Source organism: Mesorhizobium sp. M0587, assembly GCF_040320945.1.
GTDB lineage: Bacteria > Pseudomonadota > Alphaproteobacteria > Rhizobiales > Rhizobiaceae > Mesorhizobium.
Map to the genome: position 1 here is coordinate 16,925 of NZ_JAMYQP010000032.1, position 24,182 is coordinate 41,106.

The following is a 24,182-nucleotide window of genomic DNA, read 5'->3' on the forward strand; positions in this document are numbered from 1 at the left end:
CGCCGGCATTTTTAGACAATGAGGGTCGCCTCGCTCACGCGGCGTCCCAGGGCGGCGCCGAAAAGTGCTCGACCAGGGCGTCGACGACGACGCGGACCTTCGGTGTCACTGCCCGTGTCACCGGCCATACGGCGTGGACGGCAATGTTTTCGACGAGGCGGTCCGAGAGGACCATTTCGAGCGCGCCGCTCTTGAGGCTGTCCGCCGCCAGCCATGTCGGCAGGAAGGTGATACCGCAGCCGGCAAGGGCGGCGTCGAGCATCGGCTCGCCATTGTCGAGGACCAGCCTTGCTCGCGGTGTGAACTTTCCGATATGGCCGTCGGCCTGCCTTATGGTCCAGGGATGGGCGATGCCGTTGCGGGTGTAGCCGATCAGCTCGTGGCCGGCGAGTTCCTCGATCGTCCGCGGCCTGCCGTGCTCGTCGAGATAGGCGGGGGCGGCCAATACGGCCGAGCGCTGGATGTAGAGCCGCCGCGCCGCGAGCGACAGGCTGTCGTCGAGCTCGCCCATGCGAATTACCAGGTCGATGCCTTCTTCGATGAGATCAACGCGGCGGTCGTTGAAGGAGATCTCCATCGCCAGATCGGGGTAGCGCTTGGAAATGTCGAACAACACAGGGGCAACGCAGCGCTGGCCGAAGGCCGACGGCAGGTCGACGCGAAGCCGGCCCGAGGGCACCTGCCGGCGCGAGGCAAGCAGCGACTGGGCAGCTTCGATTTCGCACAGTGCCCTGACGCAGGCTTCGTAATAGCTCAAGCCTTCGCTGGTCGGGCTCAGGCTGCGGGTGGTGCGGTTCAGCAGGCGAACGCCAAGCCGCTGCTCCAGCTGTGCGATCGATTTGCCAACCGCCGATTTCGTCACACGCAGCCGTTCTCCGGCGCCGGTGAAGCTGCCGGCTTCGATCGTTTGAACGAAGGCGACGATGCCTTGCAGATCGGCGGATTCCATGGATGTGTTCCAATTGTAGAGTAATGATCTCCAATTCGTTTCCGATTATGCCGCATGGAAGCACTTTTTTCCATAGTGAAATGACGTAAATATCTCGCCAGCCACCCCATCCGGAGCAGACGAGATGAACAGCGACATCAACAGATCCTGGCAGATGACCGGTTTCGGCTTGCCCAAGCTGCAACCGGCGCAGGGAAAAGTACCCGCACCCGGGTCTCATGAGTTGCTGGTGCGGATCAAGGCGATATCGCTGAACTACAAGGACCGGATGATCGTCGACGGCGTGCTGATCCCGGACCTCGCCTTTCCCTTCGTGCCGACATCGGATGCGGTGGGCGAGGTCGTGGCGGTCGGCGGCGGCGTCAGCCGTTTCCAGGCCGGGCAGCGCGTGCTGGGCCAAGTGATCGCCGACTGGCCGGACGGCGACGCGCCGCCGGTGCTCCACCAGCACACTCTGGGATCGTCACTGCCCGGCACCTTGTCCGACTATGTGCTCCTTCACGAGGATGCCGCCGTGCTGGCGCCGCCCTCGCTCAGCGACGCCGAGGCTTCGACGCTGCCGATCGCGGCGCTGACGGCCTGGTTCGCGATGGCCGAGGCGACCAGGCCGGTGCCCGGCCAGACCGTTCTCATCCAGGGCACCGGCGGCGTATCGCTGTTTGCACTGCAATTCGCGGCCGCTTTCGGCCTGCGCGCCATCGTCACTTCGAGCAGCGACGACAAGCTCGAGCGGGCGAGGAAACTCGGCGCCTGGCGGGTGATCAACTATCGCACCCAGCCGGCATGGGATGAAGCCGCGCGTGACCTGACGGGTGGGACCGGCGTCAACCATGTCCTGGAAATGGTCGGCGGCGACAATGCGCGGCGATCGCTCGATGCGCTGGCCGCAGACGGCCGCCTGTCGGTCATTGGCCTGCTGGGCAGCATGGAACTCAGCTTTCCGATCGTGCCGTTCCTGCGCAATCGGATCGTCGTGCAAGGCATATCGATCGGCCACCGCCGCGCCTTCGAGCGGATGAACCAGGCGATCGAGGTGCTCGGCATCAGGCCGGTGGTGGACAAGGTCTTCGGCTTCGAAGAGGTAGCGCAAGCCTTCCAGCATCTGGAGAAGGGACCGTTCGGCAAGGTCGTGATCGCCACGACCTAGCCCGCGTCACGGCAGTTGTTTCAAGGCGCCGATTTCAGCCTCGCCGTCGGTGAAGTAGGGATCGCCACCGCCATTGCGGCCGGTAGTCGTTGCGCCGATGCCTGCTATGTCGCTGATCGAGATCAGCATTCCGGCGGTCGCCAAGTCGTGCATCAAAAAATCGCGTTCGGTGTCGATGTCGGGGCCGATGTGATGGGTGATGGCGCCGGTGTCGTGGCTAAGGCCAACACCGCGATCGAAGCTGGCCGACCCCAACCACAGCGGCCGGCCGTCATCGCCGGTCGCAGCGGTCTGCCAGAAGCGGACATGATGACGCCGGTCGGCGCTGCCGCCGACCGGCTTTTCGAAGGCGAGATCCTGGGCGCGGCCCTCGAACAGCAGCCGGCTGACCGGCGCGTCGGGGTAGGGGTGGTCGAACAGGACGCTTTCACCGATCTCGATCGCGGTTTTCAAAGTGACGGCGTCGGCGGTGTCCCAGCCGGCGACGGCGAAGGCATGGACCACCTCCTTCCGCGTGCCGAGAAGGCCGACATTGATGGGATCGCCGGGAATGCCTTGTGACGTGTGCGTGACCAACTCGAAGCGCTGGCCGCGAAAGCCGCGATCCCTGAATGTCCAGAATTCCGGCGCCGCGAAATAGGCGAGCGCCAGATAGGCGGCCAGCAAGGCGGCCATCAAGTTGATTGTGCGCCCTCGAAGGCTTCGTTGGCTCATGAATGCCGCTCGATCTGTGCGATATCTGTTGCCTGACAGATCCTGGAAATCAATGGCCATCCGCGCTCCGCAGGTCTATCGTCGGCCGTTGTTTGCGCGGAGGCAGCAATGAAGCGGGAGCCGGCAGGCCAGAGGTCAATGGCGCTGACCGCCGATCTTGTCGCGAGGGTCGAGCGTGTCGAGCCGGACCCCGGTCCCGAACCTCAGTTTGAAATTTGAGCGCGCCGTCGTCGCGATCCGGCCCGAACGCCTATGAAGGAGACGTAGCGTGACGATTAGCAAGCCCGAGCATGTCGCTACTGCTTTTGCGGACACTTGGAACCGGCATGATATGAATGAGTTCGCGTCTCTGTTCGCTTCCGATGCCAGTTTCGTCAACGTGGTAGGTGTTTGGTGGAAGAACCGATCCGAAATCGAAGCGGCGCACCGAGCTACTCATGCTACCATGTTTCGGGATAGCCGATTGGAAGGCGAAGTCTCTTCGGTTGTGGAATTGGCTCCTGGGCTTGCTGCCGTTCACTACACTTGGACCCTAACGGGAGCATCTGCCCCGGACGGGGCCCCGGCCGGAGTTAGGAAAGGCATATTGCTTCTGATTGTCCAAGAAGGGCAGTCGGGGTGGCGCATCAAGGTGGCTCAGAATACGGATATCGTTCCTGGCAATCGCCCCAGCCGGCTCGAAAAGCTAACCCACAACTTCATTCGCATCCGCAAGACGCTGAAAATGTCGCCTGCGATCGCCCCTTACAAAAAGTCGGGCGCCGATATTTCAAATTGAGACATTACTCTTCCACCAGTAGCACTCAGCCTGCCTGCTCTTTTTCCTAGCGGCAGGCGCGGTAGCCGTTCTTGCGGTTCTTGATGTCGAAATGAAAATGGTTGCGGTGGTCGTAGTTGTAGCCGGGGCCGAGCACCGTGGTGAAATACTGGCAGCCGTCGGCGCGCACATTGTTGAGGAAGCCGCGCGTGCGAAAGGCGAACAGGCCGGGCTTGCGCACGTCGATGTCGTCGCCATTGTTGAGCTCGATGCTCATGACGTCGAGCGCATTGCCCTTGCCGTGCTCCGAAAGCACCCCTTCGCCGGCGATTTTGCGGCAGGAATAGCTGGAACCCTGGTGGATGGTCCTGACGCCGGAGAAATAACGCCAGCGGGCGGAAGGAACGAGTTCGTTCTTCGTCCAGCCGGCAAAGGTGGCGGCCATGTCGCAGGTCAGCGTCGCGGCCGGCTTCATCTGGATGCTGCCGATGGCCGAGACCTTGACCGGATAATCGATGCCGCACTGGCCTTCATGGATCGGCGCCAGGTCGGTATAGGCGACGTCGAGGCGCTTCAATTGCTGGCGGCAATCGGTCTCGCTGGCCGGCATCTGCTCGACCGGCGACATCGGCTCGTCCATGCGCGGGTAGGCGGCCTGCGTCATATAGGGATTGGAAGGGACGAGCTGCTGCATGCCCGTATATTGCGGCACGGCGGCAGTCTGCGACCCGACGTCGACGGCGGGCTGCAAAGACAGCACGCTGCCGGTGTTGCAAGCCGAGACGGCCGCGAGGGCAAGCAGGCCCGCCATTATCGTGAAAGGCTTCGGTCGGCGCATGGCAGCGGAAAAGACGGCGCGAAATTTGCCGGCCATTGGCGGAATCCCTGTCCCCAGATGTCCGGCATTTTAACGATCAAGGGTAAAGGAAAACTCAGCGGCCGCGTTCACGCCTGCGGCTGAATTGAGGCAAGCATTCTTTCAGCGGCGATTGCTCACTGGCAGAAGGTGCCGCCATGGCGGCGCGGCTCGAGGTCGAGATGGAAATGCAGGGAATGATCGGCGTCGGCTCCGGGTCCGAGCACGGTCTTGAACGGCCCGCAGGCGGCCTTGCGCACGGCGTTTAGAAACCTGCCCTCCTTTTCGGGCGGTACGGGGCCGACTTCAATCTTTTTGCCGTCGGACAGCGTGAAACCGGCGATGTCGAGCGCATTGCCGAAGGCATGTTCCGATAGTTTCCCGGCGCCGTGGCGCGGCCGGCAGACAAAGGCCGAGGCCTGGCCGATCGACTTCAGGTCGGCGCCGAATTCGGCTTTCGCCGCCGGCTGGACGATATCGGCGGCAAAACGCGCCGCCGCCTCGGCCATTGCGCAATTGAGTTCAGGGCCGGGGGCGATATCGATCGACTTGCCGAGCGTCTTCAACACGATGGGGTAGGGGATGGAGCAGCCGATTTCGGGATTGCTTTCGGCCTTGTGCTCCTCGAACTCGACGCCGAGCGTTTTCAGCCGCTCGCGGCAGGCAACTTCCCCGTCGGGCATCTTGTCGCCGGGCAGATCGGCCGAGCGCGGATCGGCGAGCATCTTCCCGGCGCCTGTGTCCGCCGGCTTTCGCGGCGGCTGCGGGGCGACGGCAGGCGGCTCGACGTCCGGTTCCGTGATGTCCGGTTTTGGCGTCGGCGCGGGCGCTACGGCCGGAGGCTCGGGTTCCGCGCCATCGGCCGGTTCGGGGCGTGCTTGCATCGTGCGACCGGATTTTTCTTCGTCGAAGCGATCTGACGCGCCGTTGCTCCCTGGTGTTTGCGTCACCCGGTCTTGCGTGCTTGGAGCGTCCGTGGGACGCGGTTCGGGCACCGGAACGTCGGCAGGTGTCGGGTCCAACGCTTTCTGCCGAGCCGGCTTCCGCTTGAGCCGATGCTTGCCGCGCGCTTCCAGCGGCTGGTCGACCCGCGGTGTCAGGGGCTGTTCGACACGCGATGTCGGGGGCGCGTAATGCCTGTGACGATGTCTGGCATCGGCCGGCGTCGCCAGCAGAGCGGCGACGGCCATGGTGGCCCATGCGATTCTGCATTTTCGGGAAAAGCTCAGCGTCGCCATTGCCTCCGAAAACGGCGCGGCCATGCCGAAGTTGCCTGGCAAGGCATTTCGGAGCGATCACAATCGGTTACCACTGCGTTACGCGCCGATCGCTTCCAGTCCCTGTTCCAGCCAATCGGCAAGCAGCGGCATGCCGAGCAGATACTTCGCCGTGCGCTTGTTGGTGCGCTCGCGCGCCGCGGCAAGCGCGTCCTCCCATTCGGAGCCGTCATAGTCGCCGCGGCCGACCCAGGCGAGCGCGACCAGATCGGCGGCCTCGTCGACATTGAGGTCGTTGATCAGCTCGCGAAGTTCCTCTTCGGTCAGGTTTTCGGAACTTTCCTCGGCCAGCCCGTCGTGGTGATGGTTGGCATGCGCCAGCCCATCGAGTTCGACCTCGTGCTCGGCGCCGTCGGCATAGTCTTCGTTGAGGGCGGCGCTGACCGCCTTGGCCTTGAGGATGAACAGGCGTACGGTGTCGGGGCCGATCGAAAGTTCCCAGTCCTTTTCAAGTTGCCGCTGCACGGGCCGTCTCCGTCAGTCGTTTGCCCGATGATAGCGGATTTGCGGCATCCGTCACCTGATGTTCTGCCGCACGCGTTTTTTCCGGGACGAAAAGCAAGCCGTCCGCCGTTAGTGTTCTATTCTCACCCCTCCAGGAGGCTTTGATGCAAAAAAGAGTGCTGATCCAGGCGGCGAGCGCGCTTATCGCTCTGCAGTTCCTTGCTGTTCCGGTGTTTGCCGCCGGCAGCGGTGGCGACACCAACACGACGACCCAATGTAAGAAGGGCATGGTCTGGGATAAGAAGAAGAAGAAGTGCGTCGCACCCCAGGAAGGCATGCTGGACGACGACAGCATCTACTATGCGGGCCACGATCTCGCGATGGCCGGTCGCTATGACGAGGCGATCGCCGTGCTCAGCCTTGCCGCCGACAAGCAGGATCCGCGCATCCTCAACTATCTCGGCTATTCGCACCGACATTCCGGCCGCGTTGCCGTCGGCCTCGGCTATTACGAGGAAGCGCTGCGCATCGATCCGAATTACACGCTGGTGCGCGAATATCTCGGCGAGGCGCATCTCCAGATCGGCGATCTGGCCGGCGCCCAGCAGCAGCTGATGGAGATCGAGAAGCGGACCGGCAAGGGCTCGCGCGAATACGGCATGCTGGCCGAGCAGATCGATCATTTCATGAGAAGCTGATCCGGCTCCTCCCAAGACTCTCGAAACGGCCGCGAGCCAATCGCGGCCGTTTTTTTGTCGCCGACTGCCTCGCTGGCAGCTCCACCCGCTGAAAGCGGGGATGATTTTTGCAAAACCGATTTTTGAGCGTGAAAAACCCGCGGAGATTGCTATATTCAGGGAAATTGCGGTGAAACGGTTCCGTTAGCCCGAGGCTGCCGGACCGTTTTCTTTTTATACCCAACGACAAGGCTTCCCCCGAAACGCGGGGGCGGTGGCAGGAAAGGTCAGGCATCATGAACAAGGTCCCGATGACAGGCGAGGGGTTCGCGTCATTGAAGGAAGAACTGCGTTGGCGCCAGCAGGAAGAGCGGCCTCGCATTATCGAGGCGATCTCCGAGGCGCGCTCGCATGGCGACCTGTCCGAGAATGCCGAATACCATGCCGCCAAAGAGGCGCAGAGCCTCAATGAGGGCCGTGTCAACGAGCTCGAGGACCTTATTGCGCGCGCCGAGGTGATCGATGTCACCAAACTCAGCGGCGACAAGGTCAAGTTCGGCGCTACCGTGGTGCTGGTCGACGAGGACACCGAGGAGAAAAAAACCTATCAGATCGTCGGCGACCAGGAAGCCGACGTGAAGTCCGGCCGCATCTCGATCTCCTCGCCGATCGCCCGCGCGCTGATCGGCAAGGAAGTCGGCGACGCCATCGAGGTCAATGCGCCGGGTGGCGCCAGGGGTTACGAGATCGTCCAGGTGCAGTTTATTTAGGATTTGAGGGGCGCTGATCTGCGTTTTTCAAGCCTGGATTGCGCTGCCCCTCATCGCCCTGCCGGGCACTTCTCCCCGTATAGTGACGGGGAGAAGGATGCTTTCATTGATGATTTCGCTAATTTTCAGCTTTGCAAACCAGGCGCCGACTTTGCGTTCAGCGCTCTTCTCCCCGTCACTATACGGGGAGAAGGTGCCGGCAGGCGGATGAGGGGCAGCACAACCCTTTCCGGTTGAATTAATTGATAAAATCAACTCTTGTCAGTCTGGGCAACAGCTTGGCGCTCCAGCAGCCTCTCAGCTTCCGCCACCACTTCCGCCGGTGTCACACGCCCATCCGCTGTGGCCAAAAGCGTCGACGCATATTGTCCGCAGGGGCCGGTGAGACCCGGCTCGGTCGCCAGGAATACCGCGACCGTCGGCAGGCCGAAAGCGCTGGCGAGATGGGTCAGCCCCGTATCGGCGCCGATCACCAGCGTCGAGCGGCCGAGAATGGCGGCAATGTCGGCCAGCGGCGATTTGGGCACCACGATTGTCGACGGAACAGCCCCGGCGATCGCTTCGGCGACTGCCTTCTCGCTTGCGTTCGACCAGGTGGTGACCGGCGTCATTCCCCTTTCAACCAGCAGGCGGGCGGTTCCGATCCAGTCTCCGACCGGCCACTTCTTGTCCTCGCGGCTGGTGCCGTGCAGCAGGAAGGCGGCTTTTCCGGCAATGGCGGCCAAAGTGCCGGATGGCGGGACAATGCCGGAGTTGAGCGTCGAAAGGTCAGGCTGATAGCCGAGCGCCAGCCCGAACAGCCGCCGCGTCCGTTCGATGGCATGCAGATCGCGCGGTACGGCGTACGTGACATCGTAGAACAGCGTCGCCGAAGGTTCGCGCGCGCTCGATCGGTCGAAGCCGGCAATCGCCGCTCCCGCCTGCCGTGCCACCAGGGCCGATTTCAGCAGGCCCTGCGCATCGATGACCAGATCGTAGCGGCACGCGCGCAACGAGCGGCGCAAGGCGGCTGCCTCGCGCCAGGTGCCGCCATTAAACAGTGCCTTGCGCCAGCGCCTGATCGCGACGGTATGAATCCTGCCGATCGCCGGATGCAGCGCCACGATGCCGGCGAACGCCTCTTCGACGCACCAATCGAAAGACACGTCCGGTCGGTTGAGGCTTGCATCCTCGACGGCCGGGAAAGTGTGGATCACATCGCCCATCGACGAGGTCTTGACGATAAGGACTTTCATGCCGCGGCCGGGAGGTCCAGCAGCCGGTCCGCCGCCGCGGCGACCTGCCCGACCTCGAGCGTTTTCAGGCAATTGAGATGGCCGAGCGGGCAGACCTTCTGGTGACATGGCGAGCAGGAGAGGCCGAGCCAGACCAGTTCGCGCCGATCGGCCAGCGGTGGCGTGTTTTCAGGCGACGTCGAACCGTAGACGGCGACGATCGGCGTGCCGACGGCGGCGGCGACATGCATCAGCCCGCTGTCATTGGAGACGGCCAGCCTGGCGGCTGCGATCAGGTCGATGGCATCTTCCAGACGCGTCTGGCCGGCAAGATCGACAATGCCGGGGGCAAGCGCTGCGATCTCCGCGGTCACATCGCGATCGTTCTTCGAGCCGAACAGCGCGACCTTGAAGCCCTTTCCCATGAAATCGCGGGCAAGGCCGGCATAGCTTTCGCTGGGCCAGCGCTTGGCCGGGCCGAACTCGGCGCCGGGCATCAATGCCATGAATTTCTGTGGCGCCAATCCAAAACGGTCGAGCAGGGCAGTCTGGTTTTTCGCGTCCACGGTCAAACTGGGCGCGCGAAAGCTCCCGCCTTGGGCGAGGCCGAAATAGGCCTGCGCGGTGCGCCGCTTCACAGCCTCGGGCAGCGGCACGATGTCGGTAAGCAAGCCATAGCGCATTTCGCGCAGATGACCGAAACGGCGCGGAATGCGGGCAAAGAACGGGATCAGCGCCGATTTCCAGCTGCCCGGCAGGATATAGGCCATGTCGTAGCGGCCGCGCAGCAGGCGACCGAAGCGGCGGCGATGGGTGAATTCCAGCGCGCCGGGCTTCAGCGGAAAGTTGATCTGCTGGCGGATTTCCGGCATGCGCTTGACCAGCGGTGCCGCCCAGGCCGGCGCCAGCACGTCGATCGCGGCGTTGGGATAGAGCTGCTTCAGCGCCGAGAACAGGCACTGCGCCATCACCATATCGCCCACCCAGCGTGGGCCGATCACGAGGATCGTTGGGCTTTCAGCCATTCGACATAGTCTCTGACGCCGGTTTCGACGGTTCGGAATTGGCCATTGTAACCGGCCGCGCGCAAACGGGACATATCAGCTTGCGTGAAGCTCTGGTAGCTGCCCTTGAGGTGGTCGGGAAATTCGACGAACTCGATCTCGCCCTTGCCCAACGCATCGATGACGGTTTCGGCGATGGCGCGGAAGGGCTGGGCGCGGCCGGTGCCACAGTTGAAGATGCCGCTCGAGCCGCGTTTCCACAGCCAAAGATTGACGTCGGCGACGTCGCCGACATGGATGAAATCGCGGCTTTGTTCGCCCGGCCCGAAGCCGTCATAGGCACCGAACAGTTTCGGGTTCTCACCGCGTTCGACCTGGTTGAACAAATGAAAGGCGACCGAGGCCATGGCGCCCTTGTGCGCCTCGCGGGGGCCATAGACGTTGAAGTAGCGCAGGCCCGCGACCTGCGAATGATCGGTATCGAAGACGGTGCGCCTGATATAATCGTCGAACAGTTTCTTGGAATAGGCGTAGACGTTGAGCGGCCGTTCCAGCGCCGGATCCTCGCGAAACTCGGCGCCGCCGCCGTAGACGGACGCGGAGGAGGCATAGAGGAAGGGCACGCGCAGCGCCTGGCAGGCATGCAGCAGCCGCTTCGAATAAGCAAAATTCACCTCCATCATGAACTTGCCGTTCCATTCGGTGGTGGTCGAGCAGGCGCCCTGGTGGAAGACGGTCTCGATGCGGCCGAGCTCGCCAGCTTCAAGCCGGGCCAGGAAATCGTCCTTGTCGAGATAGTCGGCGATCCTGAGATCGGCGAGATTGACGATCTTGTGGCCGTCGGTGAGGTCGTCGACGACGAGAATGTCGTCATGCCCCTCGGCATTGAGCGCGGCGACGATATTGGAGCCGATCATGCCGGCGCCGCCCGTGACGATGATCATGAAGGCCTCTGGTTGCTTGCGATTCCGGTCCTTATAGGGGAGGCTGACCGGGCTGTCGACAAAGCAGGCGATTGCCTTGTGCCCTTGTTTCCGTGCTTGTCTATTTTGTCTGTTTTGTCTATTATGCACAAAACGGAGTGGCTATGAAACACTATCCATCCACCGATCTGAAACAGAATCTTGGAGACGTGCTTGCGGCCGCCAGCCAGCAGCCCGTCTCCATCACTCGTCACAACAAACCGAGATACGTCCTGATGAGCATCGAGGCCTACGAGGCTCAATTCGCCAACGACAGCCGCCGCGCCTACGCGGCTAAGGACGCCGCGTCCGAACATGTCGAGATGCTTGAAGAATACGCTGCCGAGTTGGATCGTGATTAAACCCAGGCTCCTTTCCTCTCCCTCCCAAGGGGGGAGAGGTGACTCGGCGAAGCCGAGACGGAGTGGGGGAACCACCTGGCAACCGCTGCGAACGGACATAAGAAGGGCACCAGGCGCAAGGATCGCCTCGCCTTGCGCCCAAGGGTCGACCCCCACTCCGTCGAGCTTCGCTCGACACCTCTCCCCCGATCGACGGGGGAGACGAAGGGCTCCCTTCCGCAACTGCCGCGGAGGACGGGCAAGGGGCAGCGCCAACGCCTCGAAAGGCGATAGGACGAATTCGAAGATAATCTGTGCTATCGCCAACATGGAGCAAAGCGCAGTCTGTCAGGGACGCAATTACTAGGGGACAAAAATGCCGTCGACCGAATTGCTCATCGCGTTTTTCGCCACTACGGCGATCTTCGCCTATATTCCCGGCCCGGCCATGCTCTATGCAGCCGCGCAGACGATGGCACGTGGGCGCTGGTCGGGGCTGACGGCGGCGCTCGGCATTCATCTCGGCGGCTATGTCCATGTCTTTGCCGCCGCTGCCGGCCTGTCCGTGCTGTTTCACGCGGTGCCGCCGCTTTACATGGCGGTCAAGCTGATCGGCGCGCTCTACCTGGTCTGGCTCGGGGTTTCCTTGTTCCGCAAGCGTGAAGGCGCCACGGCGCTGCCGATGATCGAGCGGAAATCGGCGCGCCGCGCGTTTTTCGAAAGCATCGCCGTCGAGGTGCTCAATCCCAAGACGGCGATTTTCTTCATGGCGTTCCTGCCTCAGTTCATCGACGCCTCGGCGGCATTCCCGATCTGGCTGCAATTCGTCGTGCTGGGCACCATCGTCAACCTGATGTTCTCTTCTGCCGACGTCGTCTGCGTGTTCCTGGCCGGCGCGGTGATCGGCCGGCTGCGGCGTTCCAGCCGCGCGCAGCGCCTGATGCAGCGGGCCGGCGGCGCGGTGCTGGTCGGGCTGGGCGTCCACGTTGCCCTGCAGAAGAGCTGACAGCTCAGTCGTCGTAGTCATGTCCTGCCGTTGCGCTGTATGGATTTGCGGTATATCGGCTTCGCCATGAACGATCCGGCCCGTCAATTGATGATGACCAGCAAGATTGAGATCGACCTTTCCCGCGCGTTGCCAGTGACATGATCAAGCACAATCCACCTTCTCCCGAACCCCTGCACCGCGCCATTGCGCGGTTCGGGCAGGCCACCGTGCTGGTGGTCGGCGACATCATCCTCGATCGTTTCGTCAACGGCGTGATCGAGCGGATCTCGCCGGAGGCGCCGATCCCTGTGCTGCATGGGCGCGGCGAAAGCTCGGCCATGGGCGGTGCCGGCAACGTCGTGGCCAACATCATCTCGCTTGGGGCGCGTGCCATTCCGGTCTCGGTGATCGGCACCGACACGGCCGGCGACAGCCTGATGCGGATGCTCGGTGATCTCGGCGCCGACACGGCAGGCCTGACGCGGGAGCGCGACCGCATGACGTCGTCGAAGAGCCGCTTCAGCGCGCTGAACCAGCAGGTGCTGCGCTTCGACGAAGAAGAAATCAAGCCGCTCGGCGCGGCGGAGCGAGCGGGCCTGGTGAGCCATTTCCGCGCGGCTCTGACGCGCGCCGACATCGTCATCCTGTCCGATTACGGCAAGGGCGTCCTGCTCGACGGCGTCGCCGCCGAGTTGATCGCCATTTGCCGCGAGGCGGGAAAGCCGGTGCTGGTCGACCCCAAGGGCCGCGATTATGCCCGCTATTCAGGGGCGACCGCCATCACGCCCAACCGCAAGGAGCTAGGCGAAGCTGTCGGCCATGCGGTGTTCGCCGATGACGAGATCGTGGCGGCCGCGCGGGAGTTGATCTCGGCGCATGGTTTCGAGTTCGTCGTTGCCACCCGCAGCGAAAAGGGCATGAGCGTGGTCGATCCGGCCGAAGCGCGCCACATCGCCACCCAGGCGCGCGAAGTGTTCGACGTCTCGGGCGCCGGCGATACGGTGATCGCGAGCTTCGCGCTGGCACTGGCGGCGGGTGCCGATCCCGTCGCGGCGGCCTCGATCGCCAATGCGGCCGGCGGCGTGGTCGTCGGAAAACGCGGCACTGCGCGGCTGACGGTCGAGGAACTCTCCGGCGCGCTGTTCCGCTCGCATGGACCGACCACCCACAAGGACGCTATCCTCGATGCCGCATCGGCCGCGCGCATGGTGGCGGCGTGGAAGGAGGAGGGGCTGAGCGTCGGATTCACCAATGGCTGCTTCGATATACTGCATGCCGGCCATGTCAGCCTGCTGCACGCGGCGCGCAGCCAGTGCGACCGGCTGGTGCTCGGCCTCAACAGCGACGCCTCTGTGCGGCGGCTGAAGGGGCCAGGGCGACCGGTCAACGATCAGCATGACCGCGCCTGCGTGCTCGCGGCGCTTGCCTCGGTCGACGCGGTCGTGGTGTTCGAGGAGGATACGCCGCTGGCACTGATCGAAGCGCTGCTGCCCGACATACTGGTCAAGGGCGCGGATTATACGGTCGACACCGTGATCGGCGCGGACGTGGTGCAGAAGGCCGGCGGGCGCGTCGTGCTGGTCGATCTCGTCGCCGGCAAAAGCACCACCAGCACCATCGGCAAATTGCGCGCCGGCGGCACCACCAACTGAGGGTTTCATGTCTGAACTGAACGATTACCTGGTCAGCTCGGCGGCCGCGATCACGGCCATGGCCGAGCGCAACCTGACCGGCGAGATGGAGCGGGCGGCGAGCGCCGTCGTGACGGCGCTTTCGCAAGGCAAAGCTTTGCTGATCGCTGGCAATGGCGGTTCGGCCAGCGACGCCATCCACATCGCCGGCGAGCTGGTCGGCCGCTTCCTCAAGGAGCGCAAGGCCTACAATGTCATTGCGCTGCCGGCCAATGCCGCAGTGCTGACCGCCTGGGGCAACGACTACGGCTTCGACACGGTGTTTGCGCGCCAGGTCGAGGCGCACGGCTCGGCTGGCGGCGTGCTTCTGGCGATCTCGACCAGCGGCAATTCGCCGAGCATCCTGGCCGCCGCCGAGCAGGCGCGAATGATGAGCATGTCGGTGATCGGTCTGACCGGCGACACCGGCGGCAAGCTGAAGCCGCTCTGCGATATCCTGCTCAATGTGCCCTCGACCTCGACGCCGATCATCCAGCAAGGGCACCTATGTCTCTACCATCATCTCTGCGAAGTGGTCGAAGCGCGCCTCTCAAATGGCTGACAAGGCAGGGATGCAGCACCCGCTGACCGAGCCGGGCCTGTGGGTCGAGCGGGTCGGCGACCGGGTTTTCCCGGGACGCAAGCCGGCGCTGTTCCTCGACCGCGACGGCACCATCAATGTCGATACCGATTACCCCAGCGACCCCGCCGAGATTGAACTCCGGCCGCAGATGGTGCCTGCAATCGCGGCCGCCAACCGGGCCGGGATCCCTGTGGTCGTGGTGACCAACCAGTCCGGCATCGCGCGCGGCTATTTCGACTGGAGCGTCTTTGCCGCGGTGAACGGCCGCGTGCTCGACCTGTTGCGCGATCAGGGGGTGTTCGTGGACATGGTGCTTGCCTGCGCGTATCACGAAGCCGGCGTCGGGCCGCTCGGCGCATCCGACCATCCGATGCGCAAGCCCAATCCGGGCATGCTGATCGAGGCGGGCAAGCGCCTCGGCCTCGATCTCCAGCGGTCCCTTATCGTCGGCGACAAGCTGGCCGACATGCGGGCGGGCCAACGCGCCGGGCTGTCGCAGGGCTGGCTGGTCGATGGGGACGCGGCGGGCCAACCCGGCTTCGCCATCAAGCCCTTGCGCGACAGCAGCGACCTCGGCGGCCTGCTCGCCGCCATCGAAAAGCTTGGCCCGGATCGTAGTTCCCAGGCCTGACAAGTCACGCCGGATCGTTGTCTTGGGAGGCTTCGTAGAGTTTGGCCTCGGTGGCGAACGAATAGATCATCACCGACATCGAATAGACGAAACCATGCCGGCCGCACAGGAAGTAGCGCTTGGCCAGATAGAATTTCAGGAAGTTGCCGAGCGGCGAGAGCACCAGCCGCACCAGGCCAGGCTTCTTGCCCTTCTCGACCAGCGTGGCGACCTTGAGGCTGGAGTAGGTGTTGGCTCTCGCCAGATCCTCCGCCACGGTCACTTCGCGACGATGCAGGAGAACCCCACTGTCGATCGTGCGAGTTTCGCCGGGGACTTCGAACGATTCATGCACCCGCAAACTGAGATCCATGGTGGCCTTGTCACGACGGAAAAGGCGCAGCAGCCGGTTGTGCAGCACCCAGCGGTGCGCATAGCCGTAACCTTTCAACTTGTCTCTGCGTCTGATGTACCATCCGTCGACGGCGTCGTTGCCGGGTTGCGTGACGGCGATGATCGACTGCCGGAGCGTGTCGTCCACGGCCTCGTCGGCTTCGATCGCAAGGCACCAGGGCTGGCTGGCGTGGTCGAGCGCGAATTGCCGCTGGCGCGGGAAACCCGGCCACGCATTATGCAGCAGCCTTATTGGATAGCCCTTGGCGATGTAGCTTTCCACACAGGCGAGGGTGCCGTCGGTGGAGCCGGAATCGACGATGATGATCTCTGCGCAGAAGTCGATGCTCTCCAGGCACTGGCCGATCATGTCGGCCTCGTTCATGCAGATGACCAGCGCCGAAACCGGGCTAGAAAATCGAGTCATGGTTCCCCTTCCCATGCCATGTCGTCCTCGGGATTTACGCTGGCTGCGTCATCCCTTTCCCCAATCCCGGACGGAAAACCGTTGCACATTTTTTCTGGAATTGCTTCAGAAACCAACCAGACTGCCCGATTGAGCGGTTAAAGTCCGGACAGAGCGGTCCAGCCTTGTATCTCAGCGTCTGTCGGATACCAACGCGGCGGCGGTGTGGCGAAAGTCCGAAATTCGCATGGGCAGGCGTGTTGAAGCCCGACCGACCTCAAGTCCGCTCGAACGAGACCTGGCCTTCATCCTTGACCCGGCGGATGGTGAGCGCGGTGCGCACCGTGTCGACATTCGGCGTCGAGGTCAGGTCTTCGATGACGAAGGTCTGGAAGGTGCCGAGGTCGCTTGCCACGCAATGCAGCAGGAAGTCGGATTCACCCGACACCATCCAGGCGTCGCGAACGATCGGCCAGCCGCGTGTGCGCTCGGCGAAGGTGCGAAGCTCGGCATCTGCCTGGTGATGCAGTCCGACCAGGCAGAAGGCGACGACGTCGAGGCCGAGCGCCGGCGCGTTGAGCAGGGCGCGATAGCCGCGGATGATACCGCTTTCCTCCAGCCGTTTGACGCGGCGCAGGCAGGGCGGCGCCGAAATGCCGACGCGGTTCGACAATTCGACATTGGTCATGCGGCCGTCGCTCTGCAATTCGCGCAGGATCTTCCAGTCGATGGCGTCGAGGTCGGCCTTGAGCGGCATTGCGGGCTCGCGATGATCAGGGTGACGAAAGAATCTTGCGCGATTTTGTGATTAAACGACTTCGCTGTCCATTCCATCCCTCGCCAGGAATATTTCGCTGCATCCGCCGCGGCAAAGCTTTCCGGGGACGAATGTCAACTTGCCTTGCTGGCGTCGTGGGCAACACTTACATTACGCGCGACATCGACGAGTTTTTCCATGCCGCAATCGCCCGGCAGCCCTCGCAGAGGCTTTTCATGAACACCAAGCACGCGCCTGTTCTCATCATCGGTTCCGGCCCGGCCGGCTACACCGCGGCGATCTATGCCGCCCGCGCCATGCTGAAGCCGATGCTCGTCGCCGGCCTGCAGCAGGGCGGCCAGCTGATGATCACCACCGATGTCGAGAACTATCCCGGCTTCGCCGATCCCATCCAGGGCCCCTGGCTGATGGAACAGATGCTGAAGCAGGCCGAGCATGTCGGCACCGACATCGTCAACGACATCATTACCGAGGTCGACCTCAACGTGCGGCCGTTCCGCGCCAAGGGCGATTCCGGCACCACCTACACGGCCGACGCGCTGATCATCGCCACCGGCGCGCAGGCCAAATGGCTGGGCATTCCAAGCGAGCAGACCTTCATGGGCTTCGGCGTGTCCGCCTGCGCGACCTGCGACGGCTTCTTCTATCGCGGCAAGGATGTGGCGGTGGTCGGCGGCGGCAATTCGGCGGTGGAAGAGGCGCTTTATCTGTCGAACCTCGCCAAGAGCGTGACTGTCATTCACCGGCGCAGCGACTTCCGTGCGGAGCGCATCTTGCGCGAGCGGCTGTTGAGGAAGGACAATGTCCACGTCATCTGGGACACGGTGATCGACGAGATCACCGGCCGTCCCGGCAAGACGCCTTTGCCGCCCTCGGTCGAGGGGTTGAAGTTGCGCAACGCCGTGACCGGACAGGAAACGCTGCTGAAGGTCGACGGCGTATTCGTGGCGATCGGCCATGCGCCGGCGGTCGAGCTGTTTGCCGGCAAGCTGAAGCAGAAGCCGAACGGCTATCTGTGGACCGCACCGGATTCGACGCGCACCGACGTGCCCGGCGTGTTCGCGGCCGGCGACGTGACCGACGACATCTACCGGCAGGCGGTGACGGCGGCGGGGCTCGGCTGTATGGCCGCGCTCGAAGCGGAGAAGTATCTGGCCGGCATCGAGGTGCATCGTGAGGCAGCGGAATAGGGGCCGCTTGTGAAACGGCTTAGAAACGCCGTGTAAAAGCCTGATTTTTCATTCAGACGCCAAAGCGGAACGAGGGGTATCATGGCGTTGGACTGGGACAAGCTACGCGTGTTTCACGCTGCGGCGGAAGCGGGATCGTTTACGCATGCGGCCGAGACCTTGCATCTGTCGCAATCGGCGATCTCGCGGCAGGTCAGCGCTCTCGAGCATGACGTCGGCGTGCCGCTGTTCAACCGTCATGCCCGCGGCCTGGTGCTGACCGAGCAGGGCGAAATGCTGTTCCGCACGGCGCACGACGTGCTGATGAAGCTCGAGACCATCAAGTCGCGCCTGACCGAGACCAAGGACCGGCCGTCCGGCGTGCTCCGGGTGACCACGACGGTGGGGCTTGGCGCCGGCTGGCTGACCGAGCGGGTGCAGGAATTCATCGAGCTTTACCCCGAAATCAGCCTGCAATTGATCCTCGCCAATGAGGAACTCGACCTCACCATGCGCCAGGCTGATTGCGCCATCCGGCTGCGCCAACCGCAGCAGCCGGACCTGATCCAGCGCCGCCTGTTCACCGTGCATTTCCATCTTTACGCCGCCCCTTCCTATGTCGCCAAGCATGGCAAGCCGGCTTCGGTGGCAGAGCTGAAGGCCCATCGCATCGTCACCTTCGGCGTGCCGGTGCCGTCGCATCTGTCGGAGTTGAACTGGCTGGAGACGGTCGGCGATTTCGAGGGCGGCCAGCGCGTGCCGACCTTGCAGATCAACGACATCCTGTCGATCAAGCGGGCGGTGGAGGGTGGCGCCGGCATCGCCATGCTGCCCGATTATGTGATCTCCAAGGATTCCGGCCTGGTGCAGTTGCTGCCGGAGACGGAAGTGCCGTCTTTCGACACCTACTTCGCCTATCCGGACGCGATGAAGAACCAGGCGAAGCTGCATGTGTTCCGTGATTTCATCATCGCGAAGGCGCGTAGCTGGTCGTTTTGACCAGGCTGGCGCGGCCTTGCCTGTTCCTGACGTGTGTCTCTATCCCCGCCAGGGCGTCAGCCGCGGCAGCCAGCCGGGCACGTTGCGTCGATAGGTCTCGTATTCGGCGCCATAGCGGCTGGCGAGCGTCGGCTCCTCGTAGAGCCTGACGAAAGACCCCATGGCGATCGCACCGATGATGGCATAGGCGACCAGCGTCCAGCTCGAAAACAGCAGCGCCTGGCCGAGGATGATCGACGACACGGCGACATACATCGGGTTGCGGACATGGCGGTAGATGCCGCCGATCACCAGCCGCTCGGTCGGCGCGACCGGGGCGGGCGTCCCCAGCCCTTCCAGCGCGAATCGGGCGAAGGCATGCAGCAGTACGGCGCTCGCGGCGGCGACAAGGAGGCCGCCAGCGAGGACAAAGCCCGGCACCTGCGACCAAGGCAAGCTCCAGCGGTCGCTGAGCAGCCAAGGTACAAGTCCGGCGACCACGCCGGGTGCCGCAATCAGGAAAATGGCACTGCCGGCAATCGCTGAAAAAGGACGCATTGGCTATCTCTTGCGTGGATGCCTCACAATTGAACGGCTGTTGCCCGATTCCACGTCATTTGGTGTTTTGAATGTTTTGGAGCAAACTCGGCTGCGATTTGCATTTTAGCAGCCACAAATGTCCCATCGTGCCGCCCATTTTCCACGATTTTGCTGGTCCTATAGGCTCTCGAAGCGGGTTAGACCACAGCCTGCGTCTTTTTGCATGCGTGTGTTGCAAAATAGATGCTTGTTTCTTGGGCATGGTGAGCACATATATAGACCATCTCCTGGGCGCGTTCTCCTCCCATTAGCGCCCTAGAGTGTTCCCCTCTGGAGGTTAGCCTTAACAGGCACTTCCAATCAAACTCAGCCGGATCTTCATTGATCCGGCTTTTTTGTTGCCCGGATCCAGCCGGGCCAGCCGAAAAATTCACATGAATAGCCGCGTAACAGTGTCATGTAACATTTGGTAACATGACAAATGGCTCTTCCACTGGTAAGCAGACAGTAGGACGCGGTGTGGTTCGGACGGGAGATGGGGGCATCACTCGGACGACCCGGGCTCAGGCGGCTACCGCGTCCGAACCTTTTTTCGCCGAAGCTCGGCGACTGTGCATGCGGCGGACCTGCCGTTTCTCCTCCCAAGAAAACGGTCCGCAAACAAAAACGACGCCCGGCTCTCCGGGCGTCGTTTTCATTTTCGCCCGCCCTCGAACCAAGATTCGAGGCGGCATTGCACCGATGGCGATCAGGCTGCCTTGCCGCTGGCATTCAGCGCCTCGTCGGCGAGACGGCCGGTGAGTTCCGCCATGTGGTCGAAGACGGCGCGATAGCTGGCCACGCCCGCGGTTGCCGAACGCAACTCGACGATCAGGTCGCCGATCTCGGCCTGCGGCATGGTCGCCTCCACGACATCCCATCCCGGCCAGTCGGGCCGCGCGTCATAGCCGAGAATCTGGCCGCGCCGCTGCGGGATCAACGCGATGATCTTCGACGTCGCGTCGGAGGGCGTGACGATCTCGACCTTCATCACCGGCTCCAGAAGCACCGGCGAGCACGCCGCCATGCCTTCCTTCATCGCCAGCTTCGCCGCCATCTGGAAAGCCATGTCGGAGGAATCGACCGCATGGTAGGAGCCGTCCGACAGGTTGACGGCGACATCGACGACAGGAAAGCCGAGCGGGCCGGACTTCAGGTAATCGCGCACGCCGGTCTCGACCGACTGGATATAGGTCTTCGGTACGACGCCACCGGTGATGGTGTCGGTGAACTGAAAGCCGGAGCCGCGGGGCAACGGCTTGATCTCGATCACCACGTCGCCGAACTGGCCGTGGCCGCCGGACTGTTTCTTGTGGCGGCCGCGCTGCTGCACGGATTTGCGGATCGTCTCGCGATAAGGCACCGCCGGCGCATGGCCCTCGACCGGGATCTGGTTCTTGCCCTCCAGCCGCTCGCGCACGACGCGCAGGTGCATCTCGCCATGGCCCGACAGCACGGTCTCGGCCGAATCCTGGTTATGGTGCAGGCTGAGCGAGGGGTCTTCCTCGGCCAGGCGCTGGATGGCCGCCGACATCTTCACCTCGTCCTTGCGCTCCTTGGGGCGCAGCGCGAAGGCGAAGACCGGTTGCGGCGGTGCGCCATCGAACAACTGCTTGGTGCCGCCCTTGGCCGAAGTCAGCGTCTGGCCGGTCTTGACGTCGTCCAGCTTGCCGAGCGCCACGGTGTCGCCGGCTTTCGCGGCGGTAAGCTTGACCTGGTCCTTGCCGAGCATCCTGTAGATGCCGGAGACCTTGGCGGAACCGCCGCCGGGCAGCCAGAGTTCGGAGCCGTCGGCGACCTGACCGGACAGGATACGCGACACCGACAGCTTGCCGCCATGAGGCGTGTGGATGGTCTTCATCACCTGGACCACGGTGGCGTTGCCGTCGGCCGCGCCGAGCCGCTTGCGGGTCGCCTCGATATCGGGCGCGTCGTGGCGGATCGCTTTCAAGAGGCGCAGCACGCCGTTGCCCTTTTCGGCGCTGCCGATCAGCACCGGCGTCACCGCGCCCTCGCGCAGATCGGCGGCAAGATCGTCGAAGATGGCGTCCTTCGGCGGCTCGATCTCTTCCAGCAATTGTTCCATCAACTGGTCGTCATGGTCGGCCAGCGTCTCCAGCATGGAGAAGCGTGCCTCCAGCTCCCGCGCCTTATCGTCGCCCGGTATCTGGGCCACCTCGCTTTCGGCATACTCGCGGTAGATGTAGGCGCGCTCCAGCGCCAGGTCGATCGAGCCGATGACGACGCCGTCCTTGCGCAGCGGAATCTGGCGCAGGAGCAATGGCACCGAGCTTGCCGGCTGCAGCATCTTCAGTGTGTCGCGCACGCCCGCTGTCGCCTTGTCGACCTTGTTGAGGAACAGCAGGCGCGGCACGCCGAGATCGTCGAGCTTGCGCATGATGAGCTGCAGGGCGGGAATCTTCTTTTCGTCGGCCTCGGCCACGACAACGGCGAGGTCGCAGGCGGCCAGAACCGGTTCGGCTTCGAAGGAAAATTCGATAGAGCCTGGACAATCGAGGAAGGAGAACGGCTCGCCCATGAATTCGGTGGTGGCGATTGTCGCCTCGACGCTCATGGCATGGGCGCGCGCCTCTGGCGAATGATCTGAAACGGTATTGCCTGATGAAACGGGATTTTGTCGGGGAATTGCGCCCGTGCGGGCCAATATGGCTTCGAGAAGTGTCGTCTTACCGCTTGCGAAGGGACCGACTATGGCAATGCATTTCGGTCCCGTGCGTCGTCCTCCGGCGCGAGTACCCATGACTGACCTCCACTCAGGCGTTTCCCGTAGGACCGACTGGCATTCATGGTTCAGGCGTGGTCAATCGGTCCTGAGCGGCGGCCGGCCTGTTCGACCGTCGCGGGCGGGGTTCTTTTTCATGTCGCCACCTGCCCGAAACCATCGTCCCACTTGTTTGCCGGCAGGGCAAGGAAAATAGAAATCGGTCGCCGTGGCGTCATGCGTCGATCGGATGCGGAGCCACCGGCCGGAACCTGTTGCGCGTTGGCCGACATCGGTCGAAACTGAGGGCGAGCGATTTTATCCCCCATCTGCTTACGGCTTCGGGATCACCAGCATGAAGATCATTGCCTGCGGCAGCGTGCCGACCATCATAGCGCCGGAAAAATACTTCACCGGCCGGGTTCAGCAGACGCCGATCATCGAGAAGGAGGCACCGGCGCGGCTGCGGGCGACGCTGGTCAGTTTCGAGCCGGGCGCGCGCACGCATTGGCACACGCATCCGTTGGGCCAGACGCTCTATGTCACCTCAGGCGCAGGCCTTGCCCAGACTTGGGGCGGTCCGGTGCAGGAGATCAGGGCCGGCGATGTCATCTCGTTCGAGCCCGGGGAGAAGCATTGGCATGGCGCGGCGTCGAAAACGACGGTGACCCATATCGCCATGCAGGAGGCACTGGACGGCGTGCATGTCGACTGGCTGGAAGCGGTCACGCCGGCGCAATATGGCGGCTGAGCGCTGGGTCGAGCCCGTCAAAAACCCGGCGCTTGGCCGGGTTTTGACGATGAGTTCTGATCAGGTCAGCGATGCCGTGAAGCGCTGGATGCGCGTGCAGGCCTCCTCCAGCAGGGCCTCCGAGGTGGCGTAGGAGATGCGGAAGTTGGGGCCGAGGCCGAAGGCCGAACCGAAGACGACCGCGACGCCCTCGGCCTCGAGCAGTTCCGAACAGAAGACCTCGTCGTTGTCGATGACCTTGCCGGTTTTCGTCTTCTTGCCGATCAGCTGGGCGCAGGACGGGTAGACGTAGAATGCGCCTTCCGGCGACGGGCATGTGATGCCGCGCGCCTGGTTGAGCATCGACACGACGAGGTCGCGCCTGCCTTGAAAGATCGCCTTGTTCCTGGCGATGAAGTCCTGCGGGCCGTTGAGCGCTTCCACCGAGGCCCATTGCGCGATGGTGCAGGCCCCCGATGTCTGCTGGCCCTGGATCATGTCCATCGCCTTGATCAGCTGGACGGGACCGGCTGCATAGCCGATGCGCCAGCCGGTCATGGCATAGGCCTTCGAGACGCCGTTCATGGTCAGCGTGCGCTCATAGAGTTTCGGCTCGACCTCGGCGATGGTCTTGAAGACGAAGTCGCCATAGGTCAGGTGCTCGTACATGTCGTCGGTCAGCGTCCAGACATGCGGATGCTTCAACAGCACGTCGGCCAGCGCGCGCAATTCGGCTTGCGTGTAGGCGGCGCCGGACGGGTTCGACGGCGAATTCATCAGCAGCCATTTGGTCTTCGGCGTGATGGCTCTTTCGAGCACTTCGGGGGTCAGTTTGAAACCATTGTCGATCGAGGTGTCGGCGAACACCGAGTTGCCGCCGCAGATCGCTACCATTTCGGGGTAGCTGACCCAGTAGGGGCGGGGAATGATGACCTCGTCGCCGGGGTTCAGCGTCGCCATGAAGGCGTTGAACAGGATCTGCTTGCCGCCGGTGCCGACAATGGTCTGCTCGGGCCTGTAGTCGAGATTGTTCTCGCGCTTGAACTTTTTCGCGATCGCCTCGCGCAGCGGCGCGATGCCCGAAACCGGCGGGTACTTGGTTTCGCCGCGGCGGATCGCCTCGATCGCCGCGTTCTTGATGTTGTCGGGCGTGTCGAAATCCGGTTCGCCGGCGCCCAGGCCAATCACGTCACGGCCGGCATTTTTCAACTCGCGCGCTTTCTGCGTCACCGCGATGGTGGCGGAGGGCTTCACGCGGGAAAGTGTGTCGGCAAGAAAGGCCATGACCTTTTGTCTCTCCTGAAAGGATCGGCGCGGCCAGCAGCGGCCGCGGCGCTTCTCATGTCGCAACATTCCCGCCAGTGCAAGCTTTGTCGGCTGGGCCAGATCGGCGATGCGGTCAATGAGCCGTGATCGGCAACGATAAGTTTATTAACGGGCGGTAGAGGCTTGCATGGCAGGATC

General features: G+C 63.2%; 25 protein-coding genes. 12 read left to right on the forward strand and 13 right to left on the reverse strand.

Annotation, left to right across the window (positions count from 1 at the left end):
- Positions 1-34: 34 nt before the first annotated feature.
- Positions 35-949, reverse strand: a complete 915-nt coding sequence (locus tag NKI49_RS24430) for a LysR family transcriptional regulator (RefSeq protein ID WP_352606560.1) — start codon at positions 947-949, stop codon at positions 35-37.
- Between the two features lie 124 nt (positions 950-1,073).
- Between NKI49_RS24430 and NKI49_RS24435 the strand changes: the two genes are divergently transcribed.
- Positions 1,074-2,096 carry a zinc-dependent alcohol dehydrogenase family protein gene (locus NKI49_RS24435; RefSeq protein WP_352606562.1) on the forward strand — a complete coding sequence of 341 codons (1,023 nt, stop codon included), beginning with the start codon at positions 1,074-1,076 and terminating at the stop codon, positions 2,094-2,096.
- A 6-nt stretch (positions 2,097-2,102) separates the two neighbouring features.
- On the opposite strand, the gene NKI49_RS24440 is transcribed toward NKI49_RS24435, so the two are convergent.
- Positions 2,103-2,810, reverse strand: a complete 708-nt coding sequence (locus tag NKI49_RS24440; protein ID WP_352606564.1) for an LssY C-terminal domain-containing protein — start codon at positions 2,808-2,810, stop codon at positions 2,103-2,105.
- A 268-nt stretch (positions 2,811-3,078) separates the two neighbouring features.
- On the opposite strand from NKI49_RS24440, the gene NKI49_RS24445 reads away from it, so the two are divergent.
- Positions 3,079-3,588 carry an SgcJ/EcaC family oxidoreductase gene (locus NKI49_RS24445; protein WP_352606566.1) on the forward strand — a complete coding sequence of 170 codons (510 nt, stop codon included), beginning with the start codon at positions 3,079-3,081 and terminating at the stop codon, positions 3,586-3,588.
- A 46-nt stretch (positions 3,589-3,634) separates the two neighbouring features.
- Here the strand turns inward: NKI49_RS24445 and NKI49_RS24450 are convergent, their stop codons facing one another.
- The 3 genes from NKI49_RS24450 to NKI49_RS24460 all read right to left on the reverse strand — a co-directional run bounded on the left by NKI49_RS24450 (position 3,635) and on the right by NKI49_RS24460 (position 6,165).
- Complete coding sequence (locus NKI49_RS24450; protein WP_352695795.1) at positions 3,635-4,441, reverse strand: extensin-like domain-containing protein; 807 nt, start codon at positions 4,439-4,441, stop codon at positions 3,635-3,637.
- A gap of 119 nt (positions 4,442-4,560) precedes the next feature.
- Positions 4,561-5,685 carry an extensin family protein gene (locus tag NKI49_RS24455; protein ID WP_352606570.1) on the reverse strand — a complete coding sequence of 375 codons (1,125 nt, stop codon included), beginning with the start codon at positions 5,683-5,685 and terminating at the stop codon, positions 4,561-4,563.
- Between the two features lie 54 nt (positions 5,686-5,739).
- The gene (locus NKI49_RS24460) at positions 5,740-6,165 is read right to left on the reverse strand and encodes a DUF3775 domain-containing protein (RefSeq protein ID WP_352606572.1); all 426 of its coding nucleotides are present in this window, start codon (positions 6,163-6,165) and stop codon (positions 5,740-5,742) included.
- Positions 6,166-6,308: 143 nt separating this feature from the next.
- Here NKI49_RS24460 and NKI49_RS24465 point away from each other — a divergent pair, with 143 nt between their 5' ends.
- Both NKI49_RS24465 and greA read left to right on the forward strand, forming a co-directional pair.
- Positions 6,309-6,842, forward strand: coding sequence for a tetratricopeptide repeat protein (locus tag NKI49_RS24465; RefSeq protein ID WP_352606574.1), 534 nt, complete (start codon positions 6,309-6,311; stop codon positions 6,840-6,842).
- 275 nt (positions 6,843-7,117) lie between these two features.
- Positions 7,118-7,591, forward strand: coding sequence for a transcription elongation factor GreA (greA, locus tag NKI49_RS24470; RefSeq protein ID WP_008877613.1), 474 nt, complete (start codon positions 7,118-7,120; stop codon positions 7,589-7,591).
- Between the two features lie 251 nt (positions 7,592-7,842).
- Here the strand turns inward: greA and waaC are convergent, their stop codons facing one another.
- Genes waaC through rfaD form a run of 3 tightly spaced genes read right to left on the reverse strand, consistent with a single transcriptional unit; the run spans position 7,843 to position 10,753 of the window.
- Complete coding sequence (gene waaC, locus NKI49_RS24475) at positions 7,843-8,826, reverse strand: lipopolysaccharide heptosyltransferase I (RefSeq protein ID WP_352606577.1); 984 nt, start codon at positions 8,824-8,826, stop codon at positions 7,843-7,845.
- Complete coding sequence (gene waaF, locus NKI49_RS24480; protein WP_352606579.1) at positions 8,823-9,830, reverse strand: lipopolysaccharide heptosyltransferase II; 1,008 nt, start codon at positions 9,828-9,830, stop codon at positions 8,823-8,825. The genes waaC and waaF overlap by 4 nt, the downstream gene beginning before the upstream one ends.
- Positions 9,803-10,753 carry an ADP-glyceromanno-heptose 6-epimerase gene (rfaD, locus tag NKI49_RS24485; protein WP_352606581.1) on the reverse strand — a complete coding sequence of 317 codons (951 nt, stop codon included), beginning with the start codon at positions 10,751-10,753 and terminating at the stop codon, positions 9,803-9,805. The genes waaF and rfaD overlap by 28 nt, the downstream gene beginning before the upstream one ends.
- 143 nt (positions 10,754-10,896) lie before the next feature.
- Here rfaD and NKI49_RS24490 point away from each other — a divergent pair, with 143 nt between their 5' ends.
- The 5 genes from NKI49_RS24490 to gmhB all read left to right on the forward strand — a co-directional run bounded on the left by NKI49_RS24490 (position 10,897) and on the right by gmhB (position 14,984).
- Positions 10,897-11,133 (forward strand): type II toxin-antitoxin system Phd/YefM family antitoxin, encoded by a 237-nt coding sequence (locus NKI49_RS24490; protein WP_352606583.1) that lies wholly within the window; start codon positions 10,897-10,899, stop codon positions 11,131-11,133.
- A 355-nt stretch (positions 11,134-11,488) separates the two neighbouring features.
- Positions 11,489-12,118, forward strand: a complete 630-nt coding sequence (locus NKI49_RS24495; protein ID WP_352606585.1) for a LysE family translocator — start codon at positions 11,489-11,491, stop codon at positions 12,116-12,118.
- Between the two features lie 140 nt (positions 12,119-12,258).
- Positions 12,259-13,752, forward strand: coding sequence for a D-glycero-beta-D-manno-heptose-7-phosphate kinase (gene rfaE1 / locus NKI49_RS24500; RefSeq protein ID WP_352606587.1), 1,494 nt, complete (start codon positions 12,259-12,261; stop codon positions 13,750-13,752).
- Positions 13,753-13,759: 7 nt separating this feature from the next.
- Positions 13,760-14,332: a D-sedoheptulose-7-phosphate isomerase gene (locus NKI49_RS24505; protein WP_352606589.1), complete on the forward strand. Its 573-nt coding sequence runs from the start codon at positions 13,760-13,762 to the stop codon at positions 14,330-14,332.
- The gene (gene gmhB / locus NKI49_RS24510) at positions 14,325-14,984 is read left to right on the forward strand and encodes a D-glycero-beta-D-manno-heptose 1,7-bisphosphate 7-phosphatase (RefSeq protein ID WP_352606591.1); all 660 of its coding nucleotides are present in this window, start codon (positions 14,325-14,327) and stop codon (positions 14,982-14,984) included. The genes NKI49_RS24505 and gmhB overlap by 8 nt, the downstream gene beginning before the upstream one ends.
- Before the next feature lie 4 nt (positions 14,985-14,988).
- Here the strand turns inward: gmhB and NKI49_RS24515 are convergent, their stop codons facing one another.
- Together NKI49_RS24515 and NKI49_RS24520 are read right to left on the reverse strand one after the other, a co-directional pair.
- On the reverse strand, positions 14,989-15,783 hold the full coding sequence (locus tag NKI49_RS24515; protein WP_352606593.1) for a glycosyltransferase family 2 protein: 795 nt from the start codon (positions 15,781-15,783) through the stop codon (positions 14,989-14,991).
- 256 nt (positions 15,784-16,039) lie between these two features.
- A complete protein-coding gene (locus NKI49_RS24520; protein ID WP_352606595.1) occupies positions 16,040-16,519 on the reverse strand; it encodes an Lrp/AsnC family transcriptional regulator in 480 nt (159 codons plus the stop codon).
- A gap of 236 nt (positions 16,520-16,755) precedes the next feature.
- Between NKI49_RS24520 and trxB the strand changes: the two genes are divergently transcribed.
- Together trxB and NKI49_RS24530 are read left to right on the forward strand one after the other, a co-directional pair.
- On the forward strand, positions 16,756-17,730 hold the full coding sequence (gene trxB / locus NKI49_RS24525; protein ID WP_352606597.1) for a thioredoxin-disulfide reductase: 975 nt from the start codon (positions 16,756-16,758) through the stop codon (positions 17,728-17,730).
- Positions 17,731-17,811: 81 nt separating this feature from the next.
- Positions 17,812-18,708, forward strand: coding sequence for a LysR family transcriptional regulator (locus NKI49_RS24530; protein ID WP_352606599.1), 897 nt, complete (start codon positions 17,812-17,814; stop codon positions 18,706-18,708).
- 39 nt (positions 18,709-18,747) lie between these two features.
- Here NKI49_RS24530 and NKI49_RS24535 read toward each other — a convergent pair whose 3' ends face one another.
- Complete coding sequence (locus NKI49_RS24535; protein WP_352606601.1) at positions 18,748-19,245, reverse strand: methyltransferase family protein; 498 nt, start codon at positions 19,243-19,245, stop codon at positions 18,748-18,750.
- 730 nt (positions 19,246-19,975) lie between these two features.
- Entirely contained in the window at positions 19,976-22,027 is a 2,052-nt protein-coding gene (locus tag NKI49_RS24540; RefSeq protein WP_352606603.1) for an elongation factor G, read from the reverse strand.
- Between the two features lie 316 nt (positions 22,028-22,343).
- Here NKI49_RS24540 and NKI49_RS24545 point away from each other — a divergent pair, with 316 nt between their 5' ends.
- Positions 22,344-22,739 carry a (R)-mandelonitrile lyase gene (locus tag NKI49_RS24545; protein WP_352606605.1) on the forward strand — a complete coding sequence of 132 codons (396 nt, stop codon included), beginning with the start codon at positions 22,344-22,346 and terminating at the stop codon, positions 22,737-22,739.
- Between the two features lie 60 nt (positions 22,740-22,799).
- On the opposite strand, the gene NKI49_RS24550 is transcribed toward NKI49_RS24545, so the two are convergent.
- Entirely contained in the window at positions 22,800-24,002 is a 1,203-nt protein-coding gene (locus NKI49_RS24550) for a pyridoxal phosphate-dependent aminotransferase (RefSeq protein WP_352606606.1), read from the reverse strand.
- Positions 24,003-24,182 lie beyond the last annotated feature (180 nt).